A 21,321-nucleotide genomic window follows, 5' to 3' on the forward strand; every position below is an offset into this window, starting at 1 on the left:
CCTCAGCCGCCGTCGCCCCAGCGGCGGCGGATCAGGGCGTCGAGCGAAAGCGCGCCCGGCCCGCGGGTGACGATCAGCAGGAAACACGTCGCCCACAGCCCGTGCTCCGGCCAGGCGTCGGGATAGACGAAGATCTCGATCACCGCGGTCATGCCGAGCAGCGCGAGCGCCGAGAGCCGGCTGGCGAGACCGACGACCAGCAGCGCGGGAAACAGGTGCTCCGCCACAGCCGCCGCCGTGGCCGCGGTCGCGGGATCGACCAGCGGCAGCCGGTACTCATCCTGAAACAGGAACGCCGCGCTGTCGGACAGGCCGAAGCCCTCCACCTTGGTCTGGCCCGAGCGCCAGAACACCGCCGCCGGGAACAGCCGGGCGCAGAGTCCGAGGGCCGCGTAGGGGAAGCTTTCCGCCCAGGCGAAAGCGCCGAGCAGGGCGCGGGAGACGGACCTCGCGGCGCTCATGGCGTCACCCCCTGCGTGAGCCCGACCACGAGGCCCGCCTGAACGAGCCTCGCAAGGCCCACAAGCGCGTCGTGGGGGACAGGACCGCCGGTGGCCTCGACGCCCTCGACCGCGGCGTCCGCGAACGCGACGCCCCGGTCGAGGGCGTCGAGGAAGGTCGCGGCGCCCGGCGACAGCGGCAGAACCTCCACCTCCAGCCGCGGCCGGACGACCGCGACGTCCTCGCCGCGCCAGTCGCCGATCGGCTCAAGCGGGATCGCGCCCGCGTTCATGGCCCAGATGGTCGCGACCGGATGGTGCGAGCGGACCAGCGTCAGCGAGGGATGCAGGCTGAGGCGGAGATCACCGAGAACGCCGGGATCGAGCGCCGCGAAGGCGGAGACGTCCAGCGGCGTGGCGTCTGCGGCGTGGTAGGCGTGGACGCGGGCGGATTCCAGCCGCGACACGTCGGGCAGGTAGTCCAGTTCCTCCAGCCCGACCGCTTCGGCGAGAAACGTGGGAAACGACGCGCCATAAAGATGCATCAGCGGCGACCGCGGCGGGTTCGCTCGCGCATAGCCCCGCGCCAGCCCCGTGAAGCAGGCTTCGCCCACGATGGCGCGGACCACGGGAAAGCGCGTCGCCAGCGCATCGATCAGGCCGACGGTCACGTTGTTGCGGTAGACGGCGAAGCGGCGGACGGGCGCAGCGCCGTCCCGGCCGATCAGGCCCTCAGGCGTCGCGGCCGCAGCATCGAGCAGCGCGTGGGCGAAGCCGCGCTCCCGCGCGACGCCTCCTGCGGGGCTCACGCCGCCCTCCGGGACCGGCTGGCGCGGTCGAGCGCCTGTTGCGCCCGATGGGCCTCGGCGGCGAGGGTCGGCCATTCGGGCACGTCGTTGTCCCATTCGATCAGCGTCGGCAGCGGCCCGGTCCGGTCGAGAAGCCGCTCGTAGAGCGCCCAGACCTCGCTCGCGACGGCCGCGCCATGGGCGTCCACCAGCAGCGGCCGGCCGGCGTCGTCCTCGTCCTGCGCATGGCCCGCGAGATGAATCTCGCCCACATGGGCGACGGGGAAGTCCGCCAGATAGGCCTCGGCGGACCAGCCGTGGTTGGTGGCGGAGACGAACACGTTGTTCACGTCCAGCAGCAGGCCGCAGCCGGTTCTCCGGGCGATCTCGGCGAGGAACGCGGTCTCGGGCACGTCGCTCTCCGCAAAGGTGACGTAGGTCGCCGGATTCTCCAGCAGCAGACGCCGCTGAAGCGCGGTCTGGGTCTCGTCCACATGCTCGGCCACCCGGGCGAGGGTCTCGGCGGTGTAGGGCAGCGGCAGGAGGTCGTTCAGGAACGCGCCCTCATGGGTGGACCAGGCCAGATGCTCGGAGAAGCTCTCCGGCTGATAGCGGTCGCAGAGGACGCGCAGCCGCTGGAGATGATCCCGGTCCAGAGGGCCGGCTCCCCCGATCGACAGGCCGACGCCGTGAACGGACAGCGCATGGTCCCGGCGCAGCGCCGTCAGCATGGCGTGCGGCGGACCGCCTGCGCCCATGTAGTTCTCGGCGTGAACCTCCAGAAAGCCGGGAAAGCGGTCGGCGCGCAGGGCGTCGAAATGCTCCGGCTTGAAGCCGACGCCGGCGGTCGCGGGCAGGGTGGTGCGGATCATGATCGGCTCATGGCGGCGTGAACGGCGGGCGCCGCCCCGGCGGATGCGCGGGGCGGCGCGGGCGGATCAGGACTTGATTGGGGTGAGCGAGCCCATGCCCTTCGGGGTCTTCATGGTCACGCAGGTGCCGGCCGGCACGGCCTTCCAGGCGTTGCCCTGGTGATCCATCTTGGCGGTGCCGGCGCAGGTGGTGCCCGGGCCGGCGGCGCAGTCGTTCTGGCCCTTCAGGGCGACGCCGAAGCACTTCTCCTTGCCCTTCATGGCGTCGTCGGCCTGGGCGGCGGCGGCGAAGGCGGCCACGAGCGAGGTGGCGAAGGCGGCGGCGGCGATGCTGCGGTTCATGGGAGGTCTCCTTGGTCGGCGCGGCCGTGTCGGCCCGCGTTGAGGGTTTCGCCGCGGGCGTGGCCGACGTTACGTCGTTCACGAAGTCGTGATATCCGGCGATGGGGACGTAACGCGCCGCAGGCTGCGGTCGTAAGGTCCATCGAGGCGGCCGGTGATCGAACGGACGAACGACTGGAACGAGCTGATGCAGGCGGCGGGCGGCGGCGACGAAGCCGCCTATCGCCGGCTGCTGTCCGAGCTCGCCGGTTTCCTTCGGGCGGTGCTGCGGCGGCGGGCGGCGGGCCTCGGCCTTGCGGCGGCGGAGCTTGAGGACGTGCTGCAGGAGACGCTGCTGGCGATCCACCTCAAGCGCGGCACCTGGGCGCCCGACCAGCCGGTGGCGCCCTGGGTCGCCGCCATCGCCCGCAACAAGATGGTGGACGCGCTCCGGCGGCGCGGACGCCGCGTGACGGCTCCGATCGAGGATTTCGCCGACACGCTGGCGGCTCCCGAGCCGGCGGAGGAGCTGTCGTCGCGCGAGGCCGCGCGGCTGCTGGCCGTGCTCAGCGGCCGGCAGCGGCAGGTGGTGGAGGCGTTGACCGTGGAGGGCGAGGACGTGAAGGCGGTGGCGGGGCGGCTCAACATCAGCGAAGGCGCGGTGCGTGTCGCCCTGCACCGGGGGCTCGCTGCGCTGTCCGCGGCCTACCGGAGCATCAGGGAATGAAGACCTCGGACCTCATCTCCGCTTTGGCGGCGGACGCCGGAACGCCGCCCGCCCGGCCGGGTCCGGCGCTGGCGGCCGGCCTCGTCTTGTCCGCGGCGGCCGCGGCGGCCGCGTTCTTCCTCTGGCTGCATCCCCGGCCCGACGTAGCGCAGGCGGCGGGCACGGCGCGCTTTCTGTTCAAGTTCGCGGAGACGCTGCTGATCGCAGGCGCGGCGGGCCTTGCGGCGGTGGCGATCGGCCGCCCCGGCGCGTCCTCCGCCGCGGCGATCCGCGCCGCCTTTGTCGCGGGCGGCGTGCTTCTGGTCGCGGTCGCGGCGGAGCTTGTCACGACCGCGCCTGGGCAATGGCTCTCCCGGCTGGTGGGCCACAACGCGCTGTTCTGTCTGGTGATGACGCCCGCGCTTTCGGCCGCGCCCCTCGCCATCCTGCTGACGGCGCTCCGGCGGATGGCGCCGGCCTCGCCCGCCCGTCTGGGCTTCGCGGCGGGGGTGCTGGCGGGGGCGATCGGCGCGACGTTCTACGCGCTGCACTGCCCGGACGACTCGCCGCTGTTCCTGGCGGTCTGGTACGTCGCCGCCATTCTGGGCGTCGGCGGCGCGGGCGCCGCGATCGGGACGCGCGTTCTGAGGTGGTGAGGAAGGCGGGCGCCGCAGCGCCCGCGCAAGTTCGGTTCAGGCGGCCTGGCAGCGGCCGAGCGCCCAGCGGATCAGCTTGCGCACGTCCGGGTCGGGGTCGTCCATGGCGCGCTCCAGCGCCGGGATCGCCGCCGGCGACGAGATTTCGCCGAGCGCCGCGGCCGCCTCCTTGCGCAGGTTCGGGATCTCGCTGTCGAGCAGGCCGCCGAGCCTCTCCACCGCGCTTTCGGCCTTCAGACGGCCGAGCGCGTTGGCGGCCTTGATCCGCACCTGCCACACCTCGTCGTCCAGCGCGCCGATCAGCGCCATGGTCGCTTCCGGCAGGCGGATCTTGGCGGAGGAGACCGCGGCCTCCTCGCGCACCTGCCAGTGCGGATCGGCGAGCCCGGCCACCAGCGTCGAGGCGCCGGGGCCGCCCGGACGCACGAACACCAGCGCCGACATGGTGGCGCGGCGGACGGAAGGGTCGGCGTCGGAGGCGGTGGCGATCAGCGCCGGCATGGCCTCCTCGGCCTTCAGCCAGCCGATGACGCCGAGACCTTCGCGCCGGACCTCCGGGGCGGGATTGCGCAGGGCCTTCAGCGCCGCGGCGAGGGCGTCGGGCAGGGTCATCTCCCGCAGCGCCCGGAGAGCGGCCGCCTGCACGAAGGGATCGGAATGCTCCGCGCGCTCGATCAGCAGCGGCCCGCAGGCCGGCTCCTTCTTGTCGGCGAGCGATTCCGCCGCGGTGAGGCGCACCGCCTCGTCCGGGTCCTCCAGCGAGGACACCAGCCCCTCCACCACGTCCGGGCCGTCATGCTCGTCGAGGGCCTTGGCGGCGGCGGCGCGCACCTGCGCGTCCGGATCGCCGAGGCCCTTCAGCAGCAGCACCTTGGCCTCGGGGCCCACCTCCTCGGCGAGCTCCATCATGGCGACCCGGCGGACGCCGGCGTCGGCGTCGGCGGCGCGCTCCTTCAGGTCCGAGAGATCGTCGTCGAAAGCGTCGAAAACGGGCATGGTGCGAACTCCAAAGGTTCGGCGCAGCGCTCCGCCGTCATGCCCGGCCTGTGTTGGGCGTCCACGATTTCGGCGTCGGGCGGGCGTCCGCCAAGTCGTGGACGCCCGCCTGTGGGCGGGCATGACGTGGAGGTTCAGCGCAGCAGATAGGGGATGTTGACCTTGACGGCGCCGGTCGGGCAGTCCGCCTCGCAGGGCATGCAGTACCAGCACTCGTCGTACTTCATGTAAGCCTTCTTGCGGCCCTCATCGATCGCGAGGATGTCGAGCGGGCAGACGTCGACGCAGACGGTGCAGCCCTTCTCCGCGATGCACTTGGCCTCGTCCACGACGACGGCGGCGCTTTTCGCCTGGGTGATGATCGGCATGGTCGTCTGTCCTCACTCGGCCGCGACGGGCGTCTTGACGCGGAGCTGGTGGTAGGCGGCCATCTCCTCTTCCTCGACAGGGACGACGTAGGGGTCGATCTCGCGCTTGCGGTGCGACATGCGGCCCTGCTCGTCCTTGTAGAGCATGGTGTGGCAGTACCAGTTCTCGTTGTCGGTCTCGGGGTGGTCGACGCGCAGGTGGTAGAAGCCCCAGCGGCTCTCCGTGCGGTAGAGCGAGGCGGCCGCCGCCATGTCGGCGCAGTCGAGGATGGTCTGCATTTCGAGCGCGCGCAGCAGCTCATGCGGGTCGCGGGCGCACAGCTCGGACAGGTCGTCGCGGATCTCCGCGAAGCGGCGCTGGGCGATCTCCATCTTGGCCGTCACCTTCGGCGGCTCCAGATAGTCGTTCACCAGGCGGCGGGTCTTGAACTCCATCTCGAACGGGGTCAGCCCGTCCCCGCGGCGGGTCGGGGCCAGCACGCGCTCCTGCTCGGCCTTGAGGAAGCCCTCGTCGTAAGCCGGCAGATCAACGCCGGCGCAGTATTCGGCGGCGTCCGCTCCGGCGATGCCGCCGTTCACGAAGGCGCCCAGCATGTAGTTGTGCGGCACGCTCGCCATGTCGCCGACGGCGTAGAGGCCGGGAATGGTGGTGCGGGCGGTCTCGTCGACCCACACGCCCGAGGCCGAATGGCCCGAGCAGAAACCGATCTCGGAGATGTGCATCTCCACGGGGCGCTTGCGGTAGTCGTTGCCGCGGCGCTCGTGGAAGCGGCCGCGGGACGGGCGCTCGTTGGTGTGCAGGATGGTCTCGATCTCGGAGATGGTCTCCTCGGCGAGGTGGTCCATCTTGAGGTAGACCGGGCCGTTGCCCGACTGCAGCTCGCGCCAGAACTCCAGCATCATCTGGCCCGACCAGTAGTCGCACTCGATGAAGCGGTCGCCCTTGTTGTTGGCCGTGAAGCCGCCGAACGGGCCGGTGACGTAGGCGCAGGACGGGCCGTTGTAGTCCTTGATCAGCGGGTTGATCTGGTAGCACTCGAGGTTCGCGAGCTCGGCGCCGGCGTGATAGGCCATGGCGTAGCCGTCGCCGCAGTTGGCCGCGTTCTCGTAGGTGCCGAACATGTAGCCTGAGGCCGGCAGGCCGAGGCGGCCGGCCGCGCCGCAGGCGAGCACCACGGCCTTGGCGCGCACCACCAGGAACTCGCCGGTGCGGGTGTTGACGCCGACCGCGCCGGCGATCGCGCCGTCCGGACCCTTCAGCAGCCGGGTGGCCATGTAGCGGTTGGTCACCGCCACCTGCAGGCGGCGGAGCTGGCGGTAGAGCACCTTCTTGACGTTGTGCCCTTCCGGCATCGGCAGCACGTAGGTCCCCATGTGGTGGACCTTGCGCATGTTGTACTCGCCGGAGCCGTCCTTCTCGAACTTCACGCCGAGCTTGTCGAGATACTGGATCATGGGGAAGGAGCCGGTGGCGTAGGCCATCACCGCCTTCTGGTGGACGATGCCGTCGTTGGCGACGGTGATCTCCTTCACATACTGCTCGGGCGTGGCGTAGCCCGGCACGACGGCGTTGTTCAGACCGTCCATGCCCATGGAGATGGCGCCGGAGCGCTTGACGTTGGCCTTCTCCATCACGAGGACGCGGAGCTTCGGGTTCGCCTCCTTGGCCTTGATGGCGGCCATGGGGCCGCCGGTGCCGCCGCCGATGACGAGCAGGTCGGTTTCGATGATTTCGGTCTTGGGGTCGCTGCCGCTCATGGGCCGGATCTCGCTGTCGGAGGGGAGGGCGGCGTCAGGCCGCGCGGGCGGGGGCGGCGGTCTCGGTCGCCAGCCGGCGCAGATAGGTCCAGGGGAAAATCCCCCGGTCGTGCCCGTCGGAGAAGGTCAGATGGACCGCGTAGCCGCCGAGCGGCTCGACGCCGGTCACCGCCACCGCCTCGAAGGCGGACGGGAAACGGTCCTCGACGCGGGCCCGCGTGCACCAGGCGCAGCGGCAGGCGAGCCGCATGGCCTCGGCGCCCACGACGCCGGAGCCGCCGTCGCGCCAGGTAAGGGCGAGTTCGCGACCGCCTTTGCGCAGCGTCGCCTCGTCCGGCGTGTCGGCCGGATCGAACGGCGGCGTCTGGGCGGCCAGAGCGGCGAGGGGATGGTCCATCGCGCTGTCTCCCGTGTCGTTTGGATGAATTCAAAGTCGCGGGAGACAGGTCCGGGGGACAGCAATTAGTTGCTCACCGGGCCGCGTCGCCGCGGAGCCGGGCCCGACGGGGCAACTTGTTTCCTCGCCCGGAACCGGTAAACCTGAGGGTCCGCGTGACTTTTGCGGGCGCGCGCCTAGTTCCGCACCGATCGCTCCGCCGCGGGTTCAGCCATTTCCATGCCCTCATCCGACGACCACAGGTCGCGCACGCCCCTCCCGCAGACCGCGGCCGAACTGCTGGCGCGCGAGACGGCGCGGGGCGATTCGCTGCTGGGTCCGGCCGCGGACTGGCCGCCGGCGCTGCGCGCGGCGCTCGACCTTCTGATGTCGGCTGAGGCGCAGATCGTCATGTTCTGGGGGCCGGACTATGTGGCGCTCTACAACGACGCCTACGCTCCCAGCATCGGCTCCAAGCACCCCGGCGCCTTCGGCCGGCCGGCGCGGGAGAACTGGTCGGAGCTGTGGGACGATCTCGAGCCGCTGCTGCGCTCCGTGCGCGAAACGGGACAGACGATTTCGGCCAGGGACCGGCCGTTCCGGCTGGCGCGGTTCGGCAGGGAGGAGACGGTCTATTTCGACATCTCCTACCAGGCGCTGCACCACGAGGACGGCGCGGTCGCCGGCGTGCTCTGCATCGTCAGCGAGACCACCGAACGGGTGCTGACCGAGCGGCGGCTCAACTTCGCCATCGAGCTCGGCGACCGGCTGCGCATGCTGTCCGAACCCTCCCGGATCAAGGCGGCCGCCGCCGAAACGGTGGGCAAGCGGCTCAACGCCGACCGGGCGGGCTATGCGGAGTTCTCCGACGACGAGGCGACGTTCGAGGTCGTGCGCGTCTGGACGCGCGACGGGGTGCCGGCCTTCGGCGGCGCGCACGCCCTGTCGCGCTTCGGCCCGGATCTGCACGTGCGGCTGAAGTCCGGCGAGCCGCTCGTCATCGCCGATGTGGACAACGAGCCCGAGGAGGGGCGCGAGGCGTTCCGCGCCATCTCCGTGGGCGCGCTCGTCGCCGCGCCGCTGGTCAAGGCCGGGCGGCTCCGGGCGGTGTTCTTCGCGCACTCCTGCGCCCCGCGATCGTGGGAGGCGACCGAGATCGGCATGGTCGCCGAAGCCGCCGAACGCACCTGGGCCGCGGTGGAGCAGGCCCGCGCCGAACGCCGGCTGAGCGAAAGCGAGGCCCGCTACGAGGCGATCGCCAATTCGGTGGACCAGATGATCTGGTCCACCCTGCCGGACGGCTTCCACGACTACTACAACGACCGCTGGTACGAGTTCACCGGCGTGCCCTACGGGTCGACCGACGGCGAGGCGTGGAACGGCATGTTCCATCCGGACGACCAGGAGCGCGCCTGGACGCGCTGGCGTCACAGCCTCGAGACCGGAGAGCCGTACTACATCGAGTATCGGCTGCGGCACCGTTCCGGCGGATACCGCTGGGTGGTGGGCCGGGCGCAATGCGTGCGCGACGCCGCCGGCGCGATCACCCGCTGGTACGGCACCTGCACCGACGTCCACGACCTGAAGATGGCCGAGGCCCGGCTCCGGGAGCTGAACGAGACCCTGGAGGCGCGGGTCGCCGCCGAGGTGGCGGAGCGTCAGCAGGCGGAGGAGGCGCTGCGCCAGGCCCAGAAGATGGAGTCGCTCGGCCAGCTCACCGGCGGCGTGGCGCACGACTTCAACAACCTGCTGCAGGTGGTGGTCGGCAATCTCGACATCCTGAAGCGCAACCTGCCGCCGGAGGCGCCCCGCCTGATCCGCGCCGCCGACAACGCCATGACCGGCGCCCAGCGCGCCGCGACGCTGACCCAGCGCCTGCTGGCCTTTTCCAGGCGGCAGCCGCTGGCGCCCCAGCCGACCGACCCGAACCGGCTGGTGGCCGGCATGGTCGACATGCTGTCGCGCACGCTCGGCGAGACGGTGGAGCTCACCACGGCGCTCTGGGCCGACGCGTGGCGGGTGGAGGTCGACCCGAACCAGCTCGAGGCGGCGCTGATCAATCTCGCGGTCAACTCCCGCGACGCCATGCCGGGCGGCGGCAAGCTCACCATCGAGACCGCCAATGTGGATCTCGACAGCCGTTACGCCGCCGAACACGCCGAGGTCCGGCCGGGCCAGTATGTGGCGCTCAGCGTGTCCGACACCGGCGCCGGCATGGACCGCGCCACGGTGGAGCGCGCCTTCGAGCCGTTCTTCACCACCAAGGAGGTGGGCAAGGGCACCGGGCTCGGGCTCTCCATGGTCTATGGCTTCGTCAAGCAGTCCGGCGGCCATGTGAAGATTTATTCGGAGGCGGGCCACGGCACCACGGTGCGCGTCTACCTGCCGCGCTTCACGGGCGCGGACGCGCCGGGCGACGATCCGGTCCCGTCCGCGACGCCGGCGCCCGTGGGATCGAGCGCCGAAACCATCCTGGTGGTGGAGGACGACGACGACGTGCGCGCCTATTCCGCCGGCGCGCTGCGCGATCTCGGCTACCGCGTGCTGGAGGCCCGGGACGGCGCCTCGGCGCTCGCCGTTCTCGGGCGCGCCGACGAGCCGATCGCCCTGCTGTTTTCGGACGTGGTGCTGCCGGGCGGCATGAACGGCGAGCAGCTCGCCCGCGAAGCCCGGACGCTCAGGCCCCGGCTGAAGGTGCTGTTCACCACCGGCTACGCCCGCAACGCCATCGTCCATCACGGACGGCTCGACAGCGGGGTGGAGCTGATCACCAAGCCCTTCGCCTTCTCCGACCTCGCGGCGCGGGTGCGGGACATCCTGGATGCGGCGGAGCGCGGCCTGCGCTGAACGGGCATCACCGCCGCGTGACGCGCCATTCCCGTGACGAACTTTAGAATGATGCTATGCTTTGTTGCAGCGCAGCGCCCGTTGCGAGGAAGCCGGCATGCAGTCATCACCCTCTTCGTCGTCCTCCGCCTGGCCGCCCCGGCTGAACGGCGGCGTTCCGGACGCGGACGCGGCGGGCGCGCTGCTGCTGGCGGACGCGGAGACCGGCGGGCGCGGCATGCGGCCGCTGCTGGCGGACCTGACAGAGGCCGAGAAGGCCATGGTCTACGCCCGCGGAACCCGCAAGGTGCTCTATCGCGGCGCCACACTGTTCGCGCAGGAGACCGCCCATGACGGCATCTATCTGATCGAGACCGGCCGCATCCGGGTGTTCTACGCCGCCGCGTCGGGCCGCGAGATCACGCTGGCCTACTGGTATCCGGGCAATTTCGTGGGCGGGCCGGAGGTGTTCGGCGCCGGCGTTCATGTGTGGTCGGGCATGGCGGCCAGCAACAGCTCGGTGCTGCATCTGCCCGGCCGGGCGGTGAAGGACCTCGCCCGGCAGATCCCTTCGCTCGCCATCGGCCTGATCGAGGGCGTGGCTTTCAAGGGCAAATGCTATTCGGCGCTGGCGCAGATGCTCGGCACCCGCTCCATCACCGAGCGGCTCGCCCATCTGCTGCTGCACCTCGCCGATCTCTACGGCGTGCCGGACGAGGAGGGGGGCGTGGCCATTGCGGCCGCCTTCACCCATGCGGACCTGGCGCACATGGTGGGCGCCACCCGGCAGTGGATCACCATCAGCCTGAAACGGCTGGGGGAGCAGGGCGTGGTGCGCAGCCATCGCTCCCAGATCGTGCTGCTTCGCCCGGACGTTCTGGCGCAGATCCGCAGCGAAGGCGCTTAACAGGCGGGCGACGGCCGGTCGCGGCGCCGCCTTTTTCACCAGGCCGGTTTTCTCGGCAACTAATCAACCCGGAACCGCGATCTGGATTTGCTCCAAATCAAACCTCGAAGGGATCATCCCCTTGCCGGCCAGACGGGCCGTCCCGGATGCCCCTGACAAGCGAGGTGAGCCATGCCGCCACTCCGCATCTTGCGCGCCGCCGTTTCCGCCGTCGCCCTGGCCGCCGCCAGCGCCGCGGTCGCGCCGCCCGCCGTAGCCGAAACGCTGACCATCGGCATCGGCACGCAGGACACCACCACCAACACCGTCACCACCGGCGTGGTGATCCGCCAGCTCGGCCTGCTGGAGAAGCGTCTGCCCAAGGACGGCAAGTACGCCGGCCTCGACATCAAGCTCGACTGGCAGAACTTCACCTCCGGCCCGCCGGTCACCAACGGCATGATGGCCGACAAGCTGCAGTTCGGCGGCATGGGGGACTATCCGCTGGTGGTGAACGGCTACACCTTCCAGAACAACAACGAGAGCAAGTCCGCGCTGATCGCCGTCGCCGGCTACAACATCTACGGGTCCGGCAACGGCGTCGTGGTGCATTCGGATTCGCCTTACTTCGCGCTTGAGGACCTGAAGGGGAAGGTCGTCAGCGTTCCCTTCGGCTCCGCCGCCCACGGCATGCTGCTGAAGGCGATGCAGGACGCCAAGATGCCGAGGGACTTCTTCCAGCTCGTCAGCCAGAGCCCCGAGGTCGGCACGACGAACCTGAAGGAGAAGAAGATCGACGCCCACGCCGACTTCGTGCCCTTCGCGGAGCTGCTGCCGTTCCGCGGCTTCGCCCGCAAGATCTTCGACGGCGTGCAGACCAACCTGCCCACCTGGCACGGCGTGGTGGTGCGCACCGATTTCGCGGAGAAGTATCCGGAGATCGTCGAGGCCTACGTGCAGGCCGTCATGGACGCCAACGAGTGGGTCAGGGCCGATCCGAAGCGCGCCGCCGAGAAGATCTCGGAATGGACCGGCACCGACAAGGAGGTGGTCTACATCTTCCTCGGGCCGGGCGGGATCATGACCCTCGACCCCACCATCAAGGCGCCCCTGATCGACGCCGCCAAGGAGGACGTGAAGGTTCTCCAGAACCTCGACCGCATCAAGGGGGCGTTCGACGTGGACGGCTGGGTCAGGGACGGTTTCGTCCGCGCGGCCTACAAGGCTCGCGGCCTCGACTACGACGCGGCGAAGGCCGCGACCGACAATTACGAAGTCAAGGGCCAGGATCCGTTCTGCAAGAAGCCGATCACCGAACCGCGCAAGGCCGGCGAGATCTGGGTCAAGGACGGAGACATCACCCCTTACGCCAGCGCCTCCTGCGCGCTCGCCGCCCTGCGCGACCTGAAGGCCAAAGGCGCCGCCGTCAACGTGGCCTACGTCTTCGACGCCGCCCGCGGCATCAAGCTGTTCGCCGACAAGGCGTTCTACGTGACCGGCGCGGCCGAGCTCGCGCCCTTCATGCTGAAGCAGGACGCCGAGGCCTACGCCGCCAAATCCGGCGGCAAGGTGGTTCCGTTCGAGGAGGCGCTCGCCTCCGCGACCGCAGGGTGAGCCCGATGAGCCGCGCGATCCTTTCCGCCGCGCCGCCGCCCGACCTTGGGCCGGCCGCGCCCCCTCCGGCCGCGCCCGGCGGCGGCGCGGCGGCTCCCGAGGCGCAGCCGTCGGCGTGGACCCGCCGGCTGCGCCGCCATGGCGGCGCGATCCGCGCCGGCCTCGTGGGCGCGGCCTCCATCGCGCTGTTCGTGCTGGCCTGGCATGTGGTGACCGAGAACCGGATGAACCTCTATGTCCGGTTCGGCAACGTGCCGTCGCCCTCGGACGTGCTGGCGAGCGCGGACGCCGCGCTCGGAAGCTCCCAGTTCCTGACGCACATCCTCACCAGCTGCCGACGCATCCTCTACGGCTTCGCCCTCGCCGCGGCGCTCGCCATCCCGCTCGGCCTGCTGATGGGGCGGTTCAAGCTGCTCCGGGAGATGATCTTCCCTGTCTCCGAAGTGCTGCGCCCGATCCCGGCGATCGCCTGGGTGCCCATGGCGATCATGCTGTGGCCCTCGAACGAGGAGTCGATCGTGTTCATCACCTTCCTCGGCTCGTTCTTCCCGATCCTGCTGAACACGCTGCACGGCATGGCGACGGTCGATCCCGTGCTCGGCCGCGCCGCCCGCTGCCTCGGCGCGAGCGAGGCGGCGGTGTTCCGGGAGGTCTACCTGCCCGCCACCCTGCCGCAGATCTTCACCGGGCTGACGGTCGGCATGGGCGTGGCCTGGGTGTCGCTGATCGCCGCCGAGATGATCTCCGGCCAGTTTGGCATCGGCTACTTCACCTGGGAGGCCTACAGTCTGGTGCAGTATCCCGACATCGTGCTGGGCATGATCACCATCGGCCTGCTGGGGCTCGCCTCCAGCTTCGCGATCCGACTGCTCGGCCGCGTGCTCATGCCGTGGAGCGCCGCCCGATGAGCGCGATCCCCCTCTTCCGCCGTGACGAAGCCAAGGCTCCGGCGGCCGCCGCGTCCGCGCCGAAGCCCAAGGGCGGCCTGGTGGAGGTGACGGACTTCCGCCTGCGCTACGACAGCGCCGAAGGCGCGGTCGACGCCGTGACCGACGTGTCGCTCACCATCCGGCCGGGCGAGTTCGTCTCCATCATCGGGCCGTCCGGCTGCGGCAAATCCACTCTGCTGAACGCGCTGGCGGGCTTCCTCAAGCCCACCAGCGGCACGGTGACGGTGGATGGCGAGCCGGTGAAGGGGCCCGGCGCCGACCGCGGCGTCATCTTCCAGCAGTATTCGCTGTTCCCCTGGAAAACCGTGCGGGAGAACGTGGAGTTCGGGCTGAAGATGAGGGGCGTGGGCCGGGCGGAGCGCGCCCGCGCCGCCCGCACCCTGCTCGGCCTCGCCGGATTGTCGGCCTTCGAGAACCATTATCCGGACCGTCTGTCCGGCGGCATGAAGCAGCGCGTCGGCATCGTGCGGGCGCTCGCCACCGGGCCGCGCATCCTGCTGCTGGACGAGCCGTTCGGGGCGCTCGACGCCCAGACCCGGCTGATCATGCAGCAGATCCTCACCAACATGTGGCAGAGGCTCAAGATCTCGGTGCTGTTCATCACCCATGATCTGGACGAAGCGATCTTTCTTTCCGACAGAATTTATGTAATGACCTCCCGCCCCGGGACCGTGAAGGCGGAGATCGCCGTGCCGCTGCCGCGGCCCCGCGAACCGGCGATGACCATGTCGTCGGAATTTCTCGCCCTGCGACGCGGGCTGATGTCGCTGATCCGCGAGGAAAGCCTTAAAGCCATGGGCGGCGAGATCAGCGAGGAGGCCCTGCAGGGCCTCGCCATCAATCTCGACGGGCAGGACATTCCGCGCGTGCTGTGACGCCGGCGGATCGCATCTACTGGGAAAGCGCGTTCGATGACGTATGTGGTCACGGAAAACTGCATCAAGTGCAAGTACATGGACTGCGTCGAAGTGTGTCCGGTGGACTGCTTCTACCTGGGCGACGAGACGCTGGTCATCAATCCGGACGAGTGCATCGACTGCGGCGTCTGCGAGCCCGAATGCCCCGCGGAAGCCATCAAGCCGGACACCGAGCCCGGCATGGAGGGCTGGATCGCCTTCAACGCCAAATACGCCGCGGTGTGGCCCAATGTGACCGAGAAGGGCGACACGCCCGAGGACGCCAAGGACTGGGACGGCAAGCCGGGCAAGCTGGAGGCCGTGTTCGGCTCCGCCGACCCCGCCGCGGCCTGAGCCGTACGTCCGACCGTCAGGGCGCATGCGCCCATGCGCTATCGGACATGGCGTTTCGCGTCGGATCGCGCCATATGACGGCGCGGGAACGGAATGGCCCTTTCAACACGTTTTCGGAACGTAAATTAGAACGGTTCTGAGCACGAAGTCGGACGAGAAGCGATGAGCAAATATCTCGAAGAGCGGGTGACGAGCGTCAGGCACTGGACGGACACGCTGTTCAGCTTCCGCACCACGCGCGATCCGTCGTTCCGGTTCCGCAACGGCGAGTTCACCATGATCGGCATCGAGGTCGAGGGCCGGCCGCTGGTGCGCGCCTATTCGGTGGCCACCGCCAATTACGACGAGGAACTGGAGTTCTTCTCCATCAAGGTGCCGGACGGCCCGCTTACCTCGCGGCTGCAGCACCTCAAGGTGGGCGATCCCATCCTGGTCGGCCGCAAGCCCACCGGCACCCTCGTCATCGACAACCTGATCGCCGGCAGGCACCTGTATCTGCTCGGCACCGGCACCGGCCTTGCGCCGTTCCTGTCGATCATCAAGGACCCCGAGGCCTATGACCGCTTCGACAAGGTGATCCTGGTCCACGGCTGCCGCCATGTGAACGAGCTCGCCTATGGCGAGATGATCACCGAGGACCTGCCCAAGGACGAGCTGATCGGCGAGCTGATCCGCGAGAAGCTGATCTACTACCCGACCGTGACCCGCGAGCCGTTCCGCAACCGCGGCCGCATCACCGACCTGATGGCTTCGGGCAAGCTGTTCGAGGACATCGGCCTGCCGAACATGTCGATCGAGAACGACCGCTTCATGCTGTGCGGCAGCCCGGACATGATCCGCGACACCCGCCAGCTGCTGGTGGACGGCGGATACGAGGAAGGCAACCACGGCGAGGCCGGCCATTTCGTGATCGAGAAGGCCTTCGTCGAGAAGTGACGCCCGACCCGGCCCGGCCGTCTGGAGGGTTTGCGAGGGGCGCTGCGGCGCCCCTCTTTTTTGTCTCCGCGGTTCCGCCGCGGCGCAGCAGGCTCTTGCCGGTTCGGCCCGGACTGGCCACGGGCTGGGCATGCCGCGCTGCGGAAAGAGGCGCGCCTCAACCTTGCGCGTCCGGGCGGCCACCGTGTATCAGCGAAGCGAGACAGCTCCGGGCGCCGGGCGTCCGCGGCGGGGCCGAAGCGTTCCGCCGGACAGCCGGCCCCGAACGAGCGAGGGACGCGAACGGTTGACGGCCGATCTCCTGGTCGCCAGGGGGGCCGCTTCGATCCTGGACCGATGCGGGGACGTATGAAAATTCTGCTGGCGAACTCCCTGTTTCCCGACCTCGGGATCGGCGGATCGGAGCAATCGACCTACTATCTCGCGCGGGGTCTGCGGCAGCTCGGGCACGACGTCTGGGTGTTCAGCCAGAACGTGCATGACGCCACCGTCACCGAAGACAAGGACGGCATTCACGTCATCCGCTACGCCGCCCGTCCGGGCAGCGAGCCCAACATCTACGCCGAGCCCTATTACCAGCGCCTCGCCGCCGCTTCGCAGAAGGCCTATCCGCTCGACAAGCAGCTCGCGGAGACGATCAAGGCGTTCAAGCCGGACATCGTGAACACCGCCGTGGTCGGGCGCCTCACCTCGCTGTGGCAGATGACCAAGAGCCTCGGCGTGCCCTGCGTCCACACGCTGCGCAGCTACACCTCGCTCTGCAACCGGCGCATGATCGTGGACCAGAAGCCGTGCCTGCGGCAGTGCCGGGACTGCAACCTCGCCCGCGTCGCCGGCCGCGAGCGCTCCAACGTGGTCGACGGCGTCATCGGCATCAGCTCCCACATCCTCAAGACCCATCTGCGCTCGGGCTGGTTCCGGGAGACGCCGCAGCGGACCGTGATCGCCAACTCCTACGAAATGGACGCGCCCATCGCCGCCGCGACCGGGGCGGAGCGGCCCTACGAGTTCGGCTACATCGGCCGCCTGCATCACACCAAGGGCGTGGAGCTGTTCCTGGAGGCGCTGACGGCGCTGCGCGCCCAGACCGGGCGCAAGCATCCGACGCTGATCGCCGGCGCCGGCGATCCGGGCTTCGAATGGAAGCTGCGCAAGCGCTTCGAGGACGAGAACACCCGCTTCGCGGGCTACATCTCCCCGAACGATTTCTTCGCGCAGATCCGCTACTGCGTGGTGCCCTCGATCTGGTTCGAGCCGTTCGGCCGCATCTTCATCGAGAGCCTGCACCATGGCGTGCCGGTGGTGGGCTCCAGCCGCGGCGGCGGCGCGGAAATCCTGAAGGAGGGCGAGACCGGCTGGCTGTTCGAGCCGGAGGTCGCGACGCTGAAGGAGGCGCTGCGCAAGGCGAGCCAGGTGGACGACGCCGGCTACGACCGCCTGCGGCAGGCGGCGCTGTCCAGCGCCGAGGACTACGGGGTGCTCGCCATCGCCCGCCGGTATGAGAGCTTCTACGCCGCCGTGCGGGAGACCGCGCGATGAGCCGCACGCTGTTCATTCTCACGTCGCCGCTGCAGGCGAACCACGCCCGGCAGTACGCCGACCACGCCGCGCTCGACCGCGACGCCTGCTGGGTGGCGCTGGTGAAGAGCCGCCTCGAGACCGACAACGAGCGCACGCGGCAGGCGCTGGCCGCGGCCGGCTTCCGCCATGTGCGCGAGTTCGAGCCGCTGGTGAAGTCCGGCTCCGCGCCCATGTCGAAGGAGGGCAAGGCCCACACGACGGCGATCAAGGAGTACGACGACTTCGTCAGCCGCCGCGCTTTCGTGCAGCGGGTGAGCGACTTCTACAGCGTGGTGGACCCGAACTTCGACCGGGTGGTGCTGGGCGACTACCGGCCGGTGTCCTACCGCCAGTTCCTGGCGCCTCTCGACCTGGGCAAGACCGAATGCGTCCTGCTGGACGACGGCTCGGTGTCGCAGGCGGTGATGGCGTTCCGCGAGAGCAAGAAGAACGTCAAGGAGATCTTCCGGGCGACGCCGTTCAAGGGCGCCTCGGTCAAGGGACCGGACCCGCTCAAATATCCCGATCCGTCGCACCTCTCCTATTTCACGATCTATCGCGGCCGCCTCGCCGACGGCGACGCGATCATCCCGAACACCTATTACGACCGCTTCCTGGAGGGCGGCGAGCCGACGGTCCTGAACGAGATCTGGATCGCCGGCTGCAGCCACGTGGAGAACGCCATCACCAGCGAGGCGAGCTATCTCGCCGCCTGTCAGGCCGCTCGAAGGCTCGCGCCGGAGAAGAAGTGCGTGTACCTGCCGCACCGCCGGGAGGACCCGGCCAAGGTGCGCAAGATGGCCTTCATCATCGGCGCCGAGGTGCGCGCCTCCGAGGGCATCGAGGCGCTGGTGGCGGGCCGCCGCGAGACGCCGGTCATCCTGGCCTCCTTCGGCTCCACGGTGCTGGACACGCTGTCCCGCATGGTGGGCAAGGTGACGTCCTGCGTGCTGATCGCGCCGCCGGCGTCCTACTTCCTCGGGGCCCGGCAGGAGCACATCGAGACCATCGTGCAGGCCAACCTGCGCGACAACGATCACGTGATCGGCGTGCTCACCGACGACCCCAACGCCGTCACCCGCTGGCGGGCGGTGGCGGTGGAGCGGCCCGGCCGCGCCGTCGAGGCGGAGGAGGTCCCGGCCGCCTCCACCAGCGCCATGCGCGCCATCGCCCTGTCGCGGCTCGAGAACATCGTCGAGGAGCCCCAGCCCGACGGCTCCCGCCTGCTGCTCGAAGTGCCTGTCAACGGCCTTCATCGCTATCAGATCGCGGACCTGACCATCGGGCGCAGCCAGCCGAGTTTCCTTGCGTTCCGCATCTGCGGCGAGGGACGGTTCGAGGTACGGTTGCGCGTGGCCTTGGCGAGCGATCGAAACATTTTCGCCGAATGCGACGTCAATCTGGACGGCTCCAATTCGACGGAGCGGTTCAAGGACGGTATCCGACTTGTGGCCGCGTCGTATGTCGACTCGGAGCGCAAGGCGACCATCAGTCTGCTGGTGTCTACCGACAAGCCCGGCGCGTATGTGGTTCAGGTCATCCATCGGATCGACCCGATCGTCCGGTCGTCGTTCATGGTTGGAAATCCGGACATCGGCACATCGCTGCCGCCGCAGACTGAACGCAAAAGCAGCGCTGTCGCGCTTGCGGACGGTGACACGTTGCTGCAGATCGCTCCTGGCGACAATCTGATCTCCGTGCTCAGGCTGACCATTGGCTCGAAGGCGTTCGATGTCGTCTTAACGAGCGCTGTCAAAACCTATGACGACGATCTTGAGGATCATGTCGCGCTCGCGGCGGGCTGGGGTAAGCTGCACTACGTCAGGCCAGCGGCGAGCCATGTGCTTAATCGCGCTCTGCGAGTCCTTGTGAAGCGGACTGATAACACGATTGTGATTGAAACGACCGTCGACCGGCTCACAATAGCTCAGGTCGGTTCCAATGAACCCAAGATTGGCGCCGCTGTGCTTAATCCCTATACGGGCGAAAGAATTCTTGTGGAGGTGGCGAATTCAGTCGGGCTCTCGTCTGTCGGCGAAGGGTATTCGGCGGCGTATTAAGGCCCTTATGGAATTTTGAGTGCTGATTTTTGTCTTTCACGTGAAAAAATAAAGCGATCATTTTTAATTATACTTTATATGAGGCCTTTCGGCATTGAGGACGTGCGTGGCTTTACGAGTTGCGGAGAAAATCCGAGGCCATTTCCTGTTTGTATGTCAGCCATCATTCAACTTATAAGTTTGCCAGTTGGTTTTGCCCTTATGTGAGGCCTGAATGGCTGGCGCGGATGCTCGTGGTTCAAAGGTCGCCGTTATTGCGATCGTTAAGAACGAAGTAAAGTATATTGTTGAATGGGTTGCTCATTATAGGCGGCTTGGCGCATCTGAAATCATCATTTTTGATAATGAAAGCTCGGATGGGACGCTCGATCTTCTGACGAAACTCGCGCAAAAGGGTTTCATACGGAAGGGTGTGGTGCGAGACGCGGACTGCGCCGACATCGCGCCGCAGGTTGAAGCGTATCGCCAAGGTGTCGTCCTGAGCCAGTCCGAATGGATGCTGTTCTGTGACATCGACGAATTTCTGCATCTGGAAGACGGTATTAGCCTGGACGAGTATGTCTCCAGGCTTGAGGCCGATGTCGGAGTTGTTGTTCTAAATTGGCGGGCGTTCGGTTCCGGCGGCCAGATGGACTACATTGACGCGCCAGTGACCGAGCGGTTCACAAAGGGCGCCGTCTCACAGAGTGAGGCGAACAAGTGGGTTAAATCACTGGCGCGGCGGAGCATGTTTGGCCGGCCAGCGATCCACATAACCTATTCGAAGGGGCGCTACGTCAACGCGGACGGCACCCAGTTCGTTTCTGCTCTCCGCCCGGATGGAAAAGAGGAAAAGAGCAAAAGCGCTCGTGTGGTGCACTCTCCGGCGGCGATGGCTCACTTCGGCACAAAATCCCGGACGGAGTTCGCGGAAAAGATCGCCCGAGGCAACGCCGGCGTTAAGCCATCCAGCCAGCGCCGCAGGACGCCTATCGGCGACGCGGACATCAAGTGGCGGACGTACAATATTAATGACGAAGAGATCGACTACTTCACGCGGTCAGCGAAGGAGCTTCGTAAGGAGATGGCTTTGATAAACAAGGCCATAGGCGCTGCGCGGGCGGATGAGCAGGACGAAGCGCCCGGCTTCGGTCGCCGGTTGAAGCGCATGTTCGGCTTGGGCTGACCGGCGAAGTTCGCTTGCCGCGACATTGAAAAGGATTGGAGCGCGGACGTTTTTGTTTCGGCGCATTCAGTCCAGCAAGAACGAGAGGCGAGGATATTCCCTTGCCTCTCGTGCTTGCGTTTAACCGTCTTGTTCAGTCGATGCTCTGGCCGGTCTTGGCCCAGTCGGCCACGAACTGCTCCAGCCCCTTGTCGGTCAGCGGGTGCTTGACCAGGCTCTTGATCACCGACGGCGGGATGGTGGCCACGTCCGCGCCGGCGAGCGCCGAGGCCTTGACGTGGTTGGCGTTGCGGATCGAGGCGGCGAGGATTTCGGTCGGGAGTTCCGGGTAGTTGTCGTAGATGGTCCGGATGTCCTGGATCAGCTCCATGCCGTCGATGCCGGTGTCGTCCAGACGGCCGATGAAGGGCGAGATGAAGCTGGCGCCGGCCTTGGCGGCCAGCAGCGCCTGGGCGGCGCTGAAGCACAGCGTCACGTTCACCATGGTGCCCTCGTCCGAGAGCGTCTTGCACACCCGCAGGCCGTCCCAGGTCAGCGGCACCTTGACCGTGACGTTCGGGGCGATCTTGGCGAGGCTGCGGCCCTCGCGCAGCATGTCGTCGTAGTCGGTGGAGGCGACCTCCGCCGAGACAGGGCCGTCCACGACTTCGCAGATTTCGGCGATGATCTCCTTGAACGGCCGGTTGGCCTTCAGGATCAGCGACGGGTTGGTGGTGACGCCGTCGAGCAGGCCGGTCGCCGCCAGCTCGCGGATTTCGGTCACGTCGGCGGTGTCGACGAAGAACTTCATGGG

General features: G+C 68.3%; 21 protein-coding genes. 12 read left to right on the forward strand and 9 right to left on the reverse strand.

The annotated features are described in order from the left end of the window. Positions 1 to 2: 2 nt before the first annotated feature. The 4 genes from PKE85_RS15570 to PKE85_RS15585 all read right to left on the reverse strand — a co-directional run bounded on the left by PKE85_RS15570 (position 3) and on the right by PKE85_RS15585 (position 2,442). Entirely contained in the window at positions 3 to 461 is a 459-nt protein-coding gene (locus PKE85_RS15570) for a DoxX family protein (protein ID WP_271205679.1), read from the reverse strand. Then, the gene (locus tag PKE85_RS15575) at positions 458 to 1,249 is read right to left on the reverse strand and encodes an HvfC/BufC N-terminal domain-containing protein (RefSeq protein ID WP_271205680.1); all 792 of its coding nucleotides are present in this window, start codon (positions 1,247 to 1,249) and stop codon (positions 458 to 460) included. Before PKE85_RS15575 ends, PKE85_RS15570 begins: the two co-directional genes overlap by 4 nt. Next, positions 1,246 to 2,100: an MNIO family bufferin maturase gene (bufB, locus tag PKE85_RS15580; protein ID WP_271205681.1), complete on the reverse strand. Its 855-nt coding sequence runs from the start codon at positions 2,098 to 2,100 to the stop codon at positions 1,246 to 1,248. The genes PKE85_RS15575 and bufB overlap by 4 nt, the downstream gene beginning before the upstream one ends. Positions 2,101 to 2,166: 66 nt before the next feature. Next, positions 2,167 to 2,442 carry a BufA1 family periplasmic bufferin-type metallophore gene (locus tag PKE85_RS15585; protein WP_271205682.1) on the reverse strand — a complete coding sequence of 92 codons (276 nt, stop codon included), beginning with the start codon at positions 2,440 to 2,442 and terminating at the stop codon, positions 2,167 to 2,169. Positions 2,443 to 2,596: 154 nt separating this feature from the next. Between PKE85_RS15585 and PKE85_RS15590 the strand changes: the two genes are divergently transcribed. After that, positions 2,597 to 3,148 carry a sigma-70 family RNA polymerase sigma factor gene (locus PKE85_RS15590; RefSeq protein ID WP_271205683.1) on the forward strand — a complete coding sequence of 184 codons (552 nt, stop codon included), beginning with the start codon at positions 2,597 to 2,599 and terminating at the stop codon, positions 3,146 to 3,148. Further along, the gene (locus tag PKE85_RS15595; RefSeq protein ID WP_271205684.1) at positions 3,145 to 3,783 is read left to right on the forward strand and encodes an NrsF family protein; all 639 of its coding nucleotides are present in this window, start codon (positions 3,145 to 3,147) and stop codon (positions 3,781 to 3,783) included. The genes PKE85_RS15590 and PKE85_RS15595 overlap by 4 nt, the downstream gene beginning before the upstream one ends. A gap of 36 nt (positions 3,784 to 3,819) precedes the next feature. Here PKE85_RS15595 and PKE85_RS15600 read toward each other — a convergent pair whose 3' ends face one another. The 4 genes from PKE85_RS15600 to PKE85_RS15615 form a co-directional block, all read right to left on the reverse strand. Then, the gene (locus PKE85_RS15600; protein WP_271205685.1) at positions 3,820 to 4,779 is read right to left on the reverse strand and encodes a HEAT repeat domain-containing protein; all 960 of its coding nucleotides are present in this window, start codon (positions 4,777 to 4,779) and stop codon (positions 3,820 to 3,822) included. Positions 4,780 to 4,913: 134 nt separating this feature from the next. Continuing rightward, complete coding sequence (locus PKE85_RS15605) at positions 4,914 to 5,147, reverse strand: 4Fe-4S dicluster domain-containing protein (protein ID WP_271205686.1); 234 nt, start codon at positions 5,145 to 5,147, stop codon at positions 4,914 to 4,916. A 12-nt stretch (positions 5,148 to 5,159) separates the two neighbouring features. Further along, the gene (locus PKE85_RS15610) at positions 5,160 to 6,905 is read right to left on the reverse strand and encodes a fumarate reductase/succinate dehydrogenase flavoprotein subunit (RefSeq protein WP_271205687.1); all 1,746 of its coding nucleotides are present in this window, start codon (positions 6,903 to 6,905) and stop codon (positions 5,160 to 5,162) included. Positions 6,906 to 6,939: 34 nt separating this feature from the next. Beyond that, entirely contained in the window at positions 6,940 to 7,302 is a 363-nt protein-coding gene (locus PKE85_RS15615; protein ID WP_271205688.1) for a DUF971 domain-containing protein, read from the reverse strand. A 219-nt stretch (positions 7,303 to 7,521) separates the two neighbouring features. Here PKE85_RS15615 and PKE85_RS15620 point away from each other — a divergent pair, with 219 nt between their 5' ends. From PKE85_RS15620 to PKE85_RS15665, 10 genes are all read left to right on the forward strand, one after another. Continuing rightward, positions 7,522 to 10,128: an ATP-binding protein gene (locus tag PKE85_RS15620; protein WP_271205689.1), complete on the forward strand. Its 2,607-nt coding sequence runs from the start codon at positions 7,522 to 7,524 to the stop codon at positions 10,126 to 10,128. Positions 10,129 to 10,225: 97 nt separating this feature from the next. Beyond that, complete coding sequence (locus PKE85_RS15625) at positions 10,226 to 11,014, forward strand: Crp/Fnr family transcriptional regulator (protein WP_428981366.1); 789 nt, start codon at positions 10,226 to 10,228, stop codon at positions 11,012 to 11,014. A 171-nt stretch (positions 11,015 to 11,185) separates the two neighbouring features. Continuing rightward, positions 11,186 to 12,607, forward strand: a complete 1,422-nt coding sequence (locus tag PKE85_RS15630; protein WP_271205690.1) for an ABC transporter substrate-binding protein — start codon at positions 11,186 to 11,188, stop codon at positions 12,605 to 12,607. A 5-nt stretch (positions 12,608 to 12,612) separates the two neighbouring features. Next, on the forward strand, positions 12,613 to 13,515 hold the full coding sequence (locus PKE85_RS15635) for an ABC transporter permease (RefSeq protein ID WP_271205691.1): 903 nt from the start codon (positions 12,613 to 12,615) through the stop codon (positions 13,513 to 13,515). After that, positions 13,512 to 14,432 (forward strand): ABC transporter ATP-binding protein, encoded by a 921-nt coding sequence (locus PKE85_RS15640; RefSeq protein WP_271205692.1) that lies wholly within the window; start codon positions 13,512 to 13,514, stop codon positions 14,430 to 14,432. Before PKE85_RS15635 ends, PKE85_RS15640 begins: the two co-directional genes overlap by 4 nt. Before the next feature lie 36 nt (positions 14,433 to 14,468). Next, positions 14,469 to 14,807, forward strand: coding sequence for a ferredoxin FdxA (gene fdxA, locus PKE85_RS15645; protein WP_271205693.1), 339 nt, complete (start codon positions 14,469 to 14,471; stop codon positions 14,805 to 14,807). A 162-nt stretch (positions 14,808 to 14,969) separates the two neighbouring features. Continuing rightward, on the forward strand, positions 14,970 to 15,743 hold the full coding sequence (locus PKE85_RS15650) for a ferredoxin--NADP reductase (protein ID WP_271205694.1): 774 nt from the start codon (positions 14,970 to 14,972) through the stop codon (positions 15,741 to 15,743). Positions 15,744 to 16,091: 348 nt separating this feature from the next. After that, the gene (locus PKE85_RS15655) at positions 16,092 to 17,282 is read left to right on the forward strand and encodes a glycosyltransferase (RefSeq protein ID WP_271205695.1); all 1,191 of its coding nucleotides are present in this window, start codon (positions 16,092 to 16,094) and stop codon (positions 17,280 to 17,282) included. Then, positions 17,279 to 19,363, forward strand: coding sequence for a hypothetical protein (locus PKE85_RS15660; protein WP_271205696.1), 2,085 nt, complete (start codon positions 17,279 to 17,281; stop codon positions 19,361 to 19,363). Before PKE85_RS15655 ends, PKE85_RS15660 begins: the two co-directional genes overlap by 4 nt. Before the next feature lie 214 nt (positions 19,364 to 19,577). Continuing rightward, positions 19,578 to 20,528, forward strand: a complete 951-nt coding sequence (locus tag PKE85_RS15665; protein ID WP_271205697.1) for a glycosyltransferase family 2 protein — start codon at positions 19,578 to 19,580, stop codon at positions 20,526 to 20,528. A gap of 133 nt (positions 20,529 to 20,661) precedes the next feature. Here PKE85_RS15665 and fsa read toward each other — a convergent pair whose 3' ends face one another. Beyond that, positions 20,662 to 21,318 carry a fructose-6-phosphate aldolase gene (gene fsa, locus PKE85_RS15670; protein WP_271205698.1) on the reverse strand — a complete coding sequence of 219 codons (657 nt, stop codon included), beginning with the start codon at positions 21,316 to 21,318 and terminating at the stop codon, positions 20,662 to 20,664. Positions 21,319 to 21,321 lie beyond the last annotated feature (3 nt).

It is taken from the genome of Methylopila jiangsuensis, from assembly GCF_027922305.1.
GTDB lineage: Bacteria > Pseudomonadota > Alphaproteobacteria > Rhizobiales > Methylopilaceae > Methylopila > Methylopila jiangsuensis.

What these genes read in the sequence shown, in the direction of transcription:
- PKE85_RS15570 (WP_271205679.1), bottom strand. Translation starts at nt 461, where the DNA reads ATGAGCGCCGCGAGGTCCGTCTCCCGCGCCCTGCTCGGCGCTTTCGCC.
- bufB (WP_271205681.1), bottom strand. Translation starts at nt 2,100, where the DNA reads ATGATCCGCACCACCCTGCCCGCGACCGCCGGCGTCGGCTTCAAGCCG.
- PKE85_RS15585 (WP_271205682.1), bottom strand. Translation starts at nt 2,442, where the DNA reads ATGAACCGCAGCATCGCCGCCGCCGCCTTCGCCACCTCGCTCGTGGCC.
- PKE85_RS15595 (WP_271205684.1), top strand. Translation starts at nt 3,145, where the DNA reads ATGAAGACCTCGGACCTCATCTCCGCTTTGGCGGCGGACGCCGGAACG.
- PKE85_RS15600 (WP_271205685.1), bottom strand. Translation starts at nt 4,779, where the DNA reads ATGCCCGTTTTCGACGCTTTCGACGACGATCTCTCGGACCTGAAGGAG.
- PKE85_RS15605 (WP_271205686.1), bottom strand. Translation starts at nt 5,147, where the DNA reads ATGCCGATCATCACCCAGGCGAAAAGCGCCGCCGTCGTCGTGGACGAG.
- PKE85_RS15610 (WP_271205687.1), bottom strand. Translation starts at nt 6,905, where the DNA reads ATGAGCGGCAGCGACCCCAAGACCGAAATCATCGAAACCGACCTGCTC.
- PKE85_RS15615 (WP_271205688.1), bottom strand. Translation starts at nt 7,302, where the DNA reads ATGGACCATCCCCTCGCCGCTCTGGCCGCCCAGACGCCGCCGTTCGAT.
- PKE85_RS15620 (WP_271205689.1), top strand. Translation starts at nt 7,522, where the DNA reads ATGCCCTCATCCGACGACCACAGGTCGCGCACGCCCCTCCCGCAGACC.
- PKE85_RS15625 (WP_428981366.1), top strand. Translation starts at nt 10,226, where the DNA reads ATGCAGTCATCACCCTCTTCGTCGTCCTCCGCCTGGCCGCCCCGGCTG.
- PKE85_RS15630 (WP_271205690.1), top strand. Translation starts at nt 11,186, where the DNA reads ATGCCGCCACTCCGCATCTTGCGCGCCGCCGTTTCCGCCGTCGCCCTG.
- PKE85_RS15635 (WP_271205691.1), top strand. Translation starts at nt 12,613, where the DNA reads ATGAGCCGCGCGATCCTTTCCGCCGCGCCGCCGCCCGACCTTGGGCCG.
- PKE85_RS15640 (WP_271205692.1), top strand. Translation starts at nt 13,512, where the DNA reads ATGAGCGCGATCCCCCTCTTCCGCCGTGACGAAGCCAAGGCTCCGGCG.
- fdxA (WP_271205693.1), top strand. Translation starts at nt 14,469, where the DNA reads ATGACGTATGTGGTCACGGAAAACTGCATCAAGTGCAAGTACATGGAC.
- PKE85_RS15650 (WP_271205694.1), top strand. Translation starts at nt 14,970, where the DNA reads ATGAGCAAATATCTCGAAGAGCGGGTGACGAGCGTCAGGCACTGGACG.
- PKE85_RS15655 (WP_271205695.1), top strand. Translation starts at nt 16,092, where the DNA reads ATGAAAATTCTGCTGGCGAACTCCCTGTTTCCCGACCTCGGGATCGGC.
- PKE85_RS15660 (WP_271205696.1), top strand. Translation starts at nt 17,279, where the DNA reads ATGAGCCGCACGCTGTTCATTCTCACGTCGCCGCTGCAGGCGAACCAC.
- PKE85_RS15665 (WP_271205697.1), top strand. Translation starts at nt 19,578, where the DNA reads ATGGCTGGCGCGGATGCTCGTGGTTCAAAGGTCGCCGTTATTGCGATC.
- fsa (WP_271205698.1), bottom strand. Translation starts at nt 21,318, where the DNA reads ATGAAGTTCTTCGTCGACACCGCCGACGTGACCGAAATCCGCGAGCTG.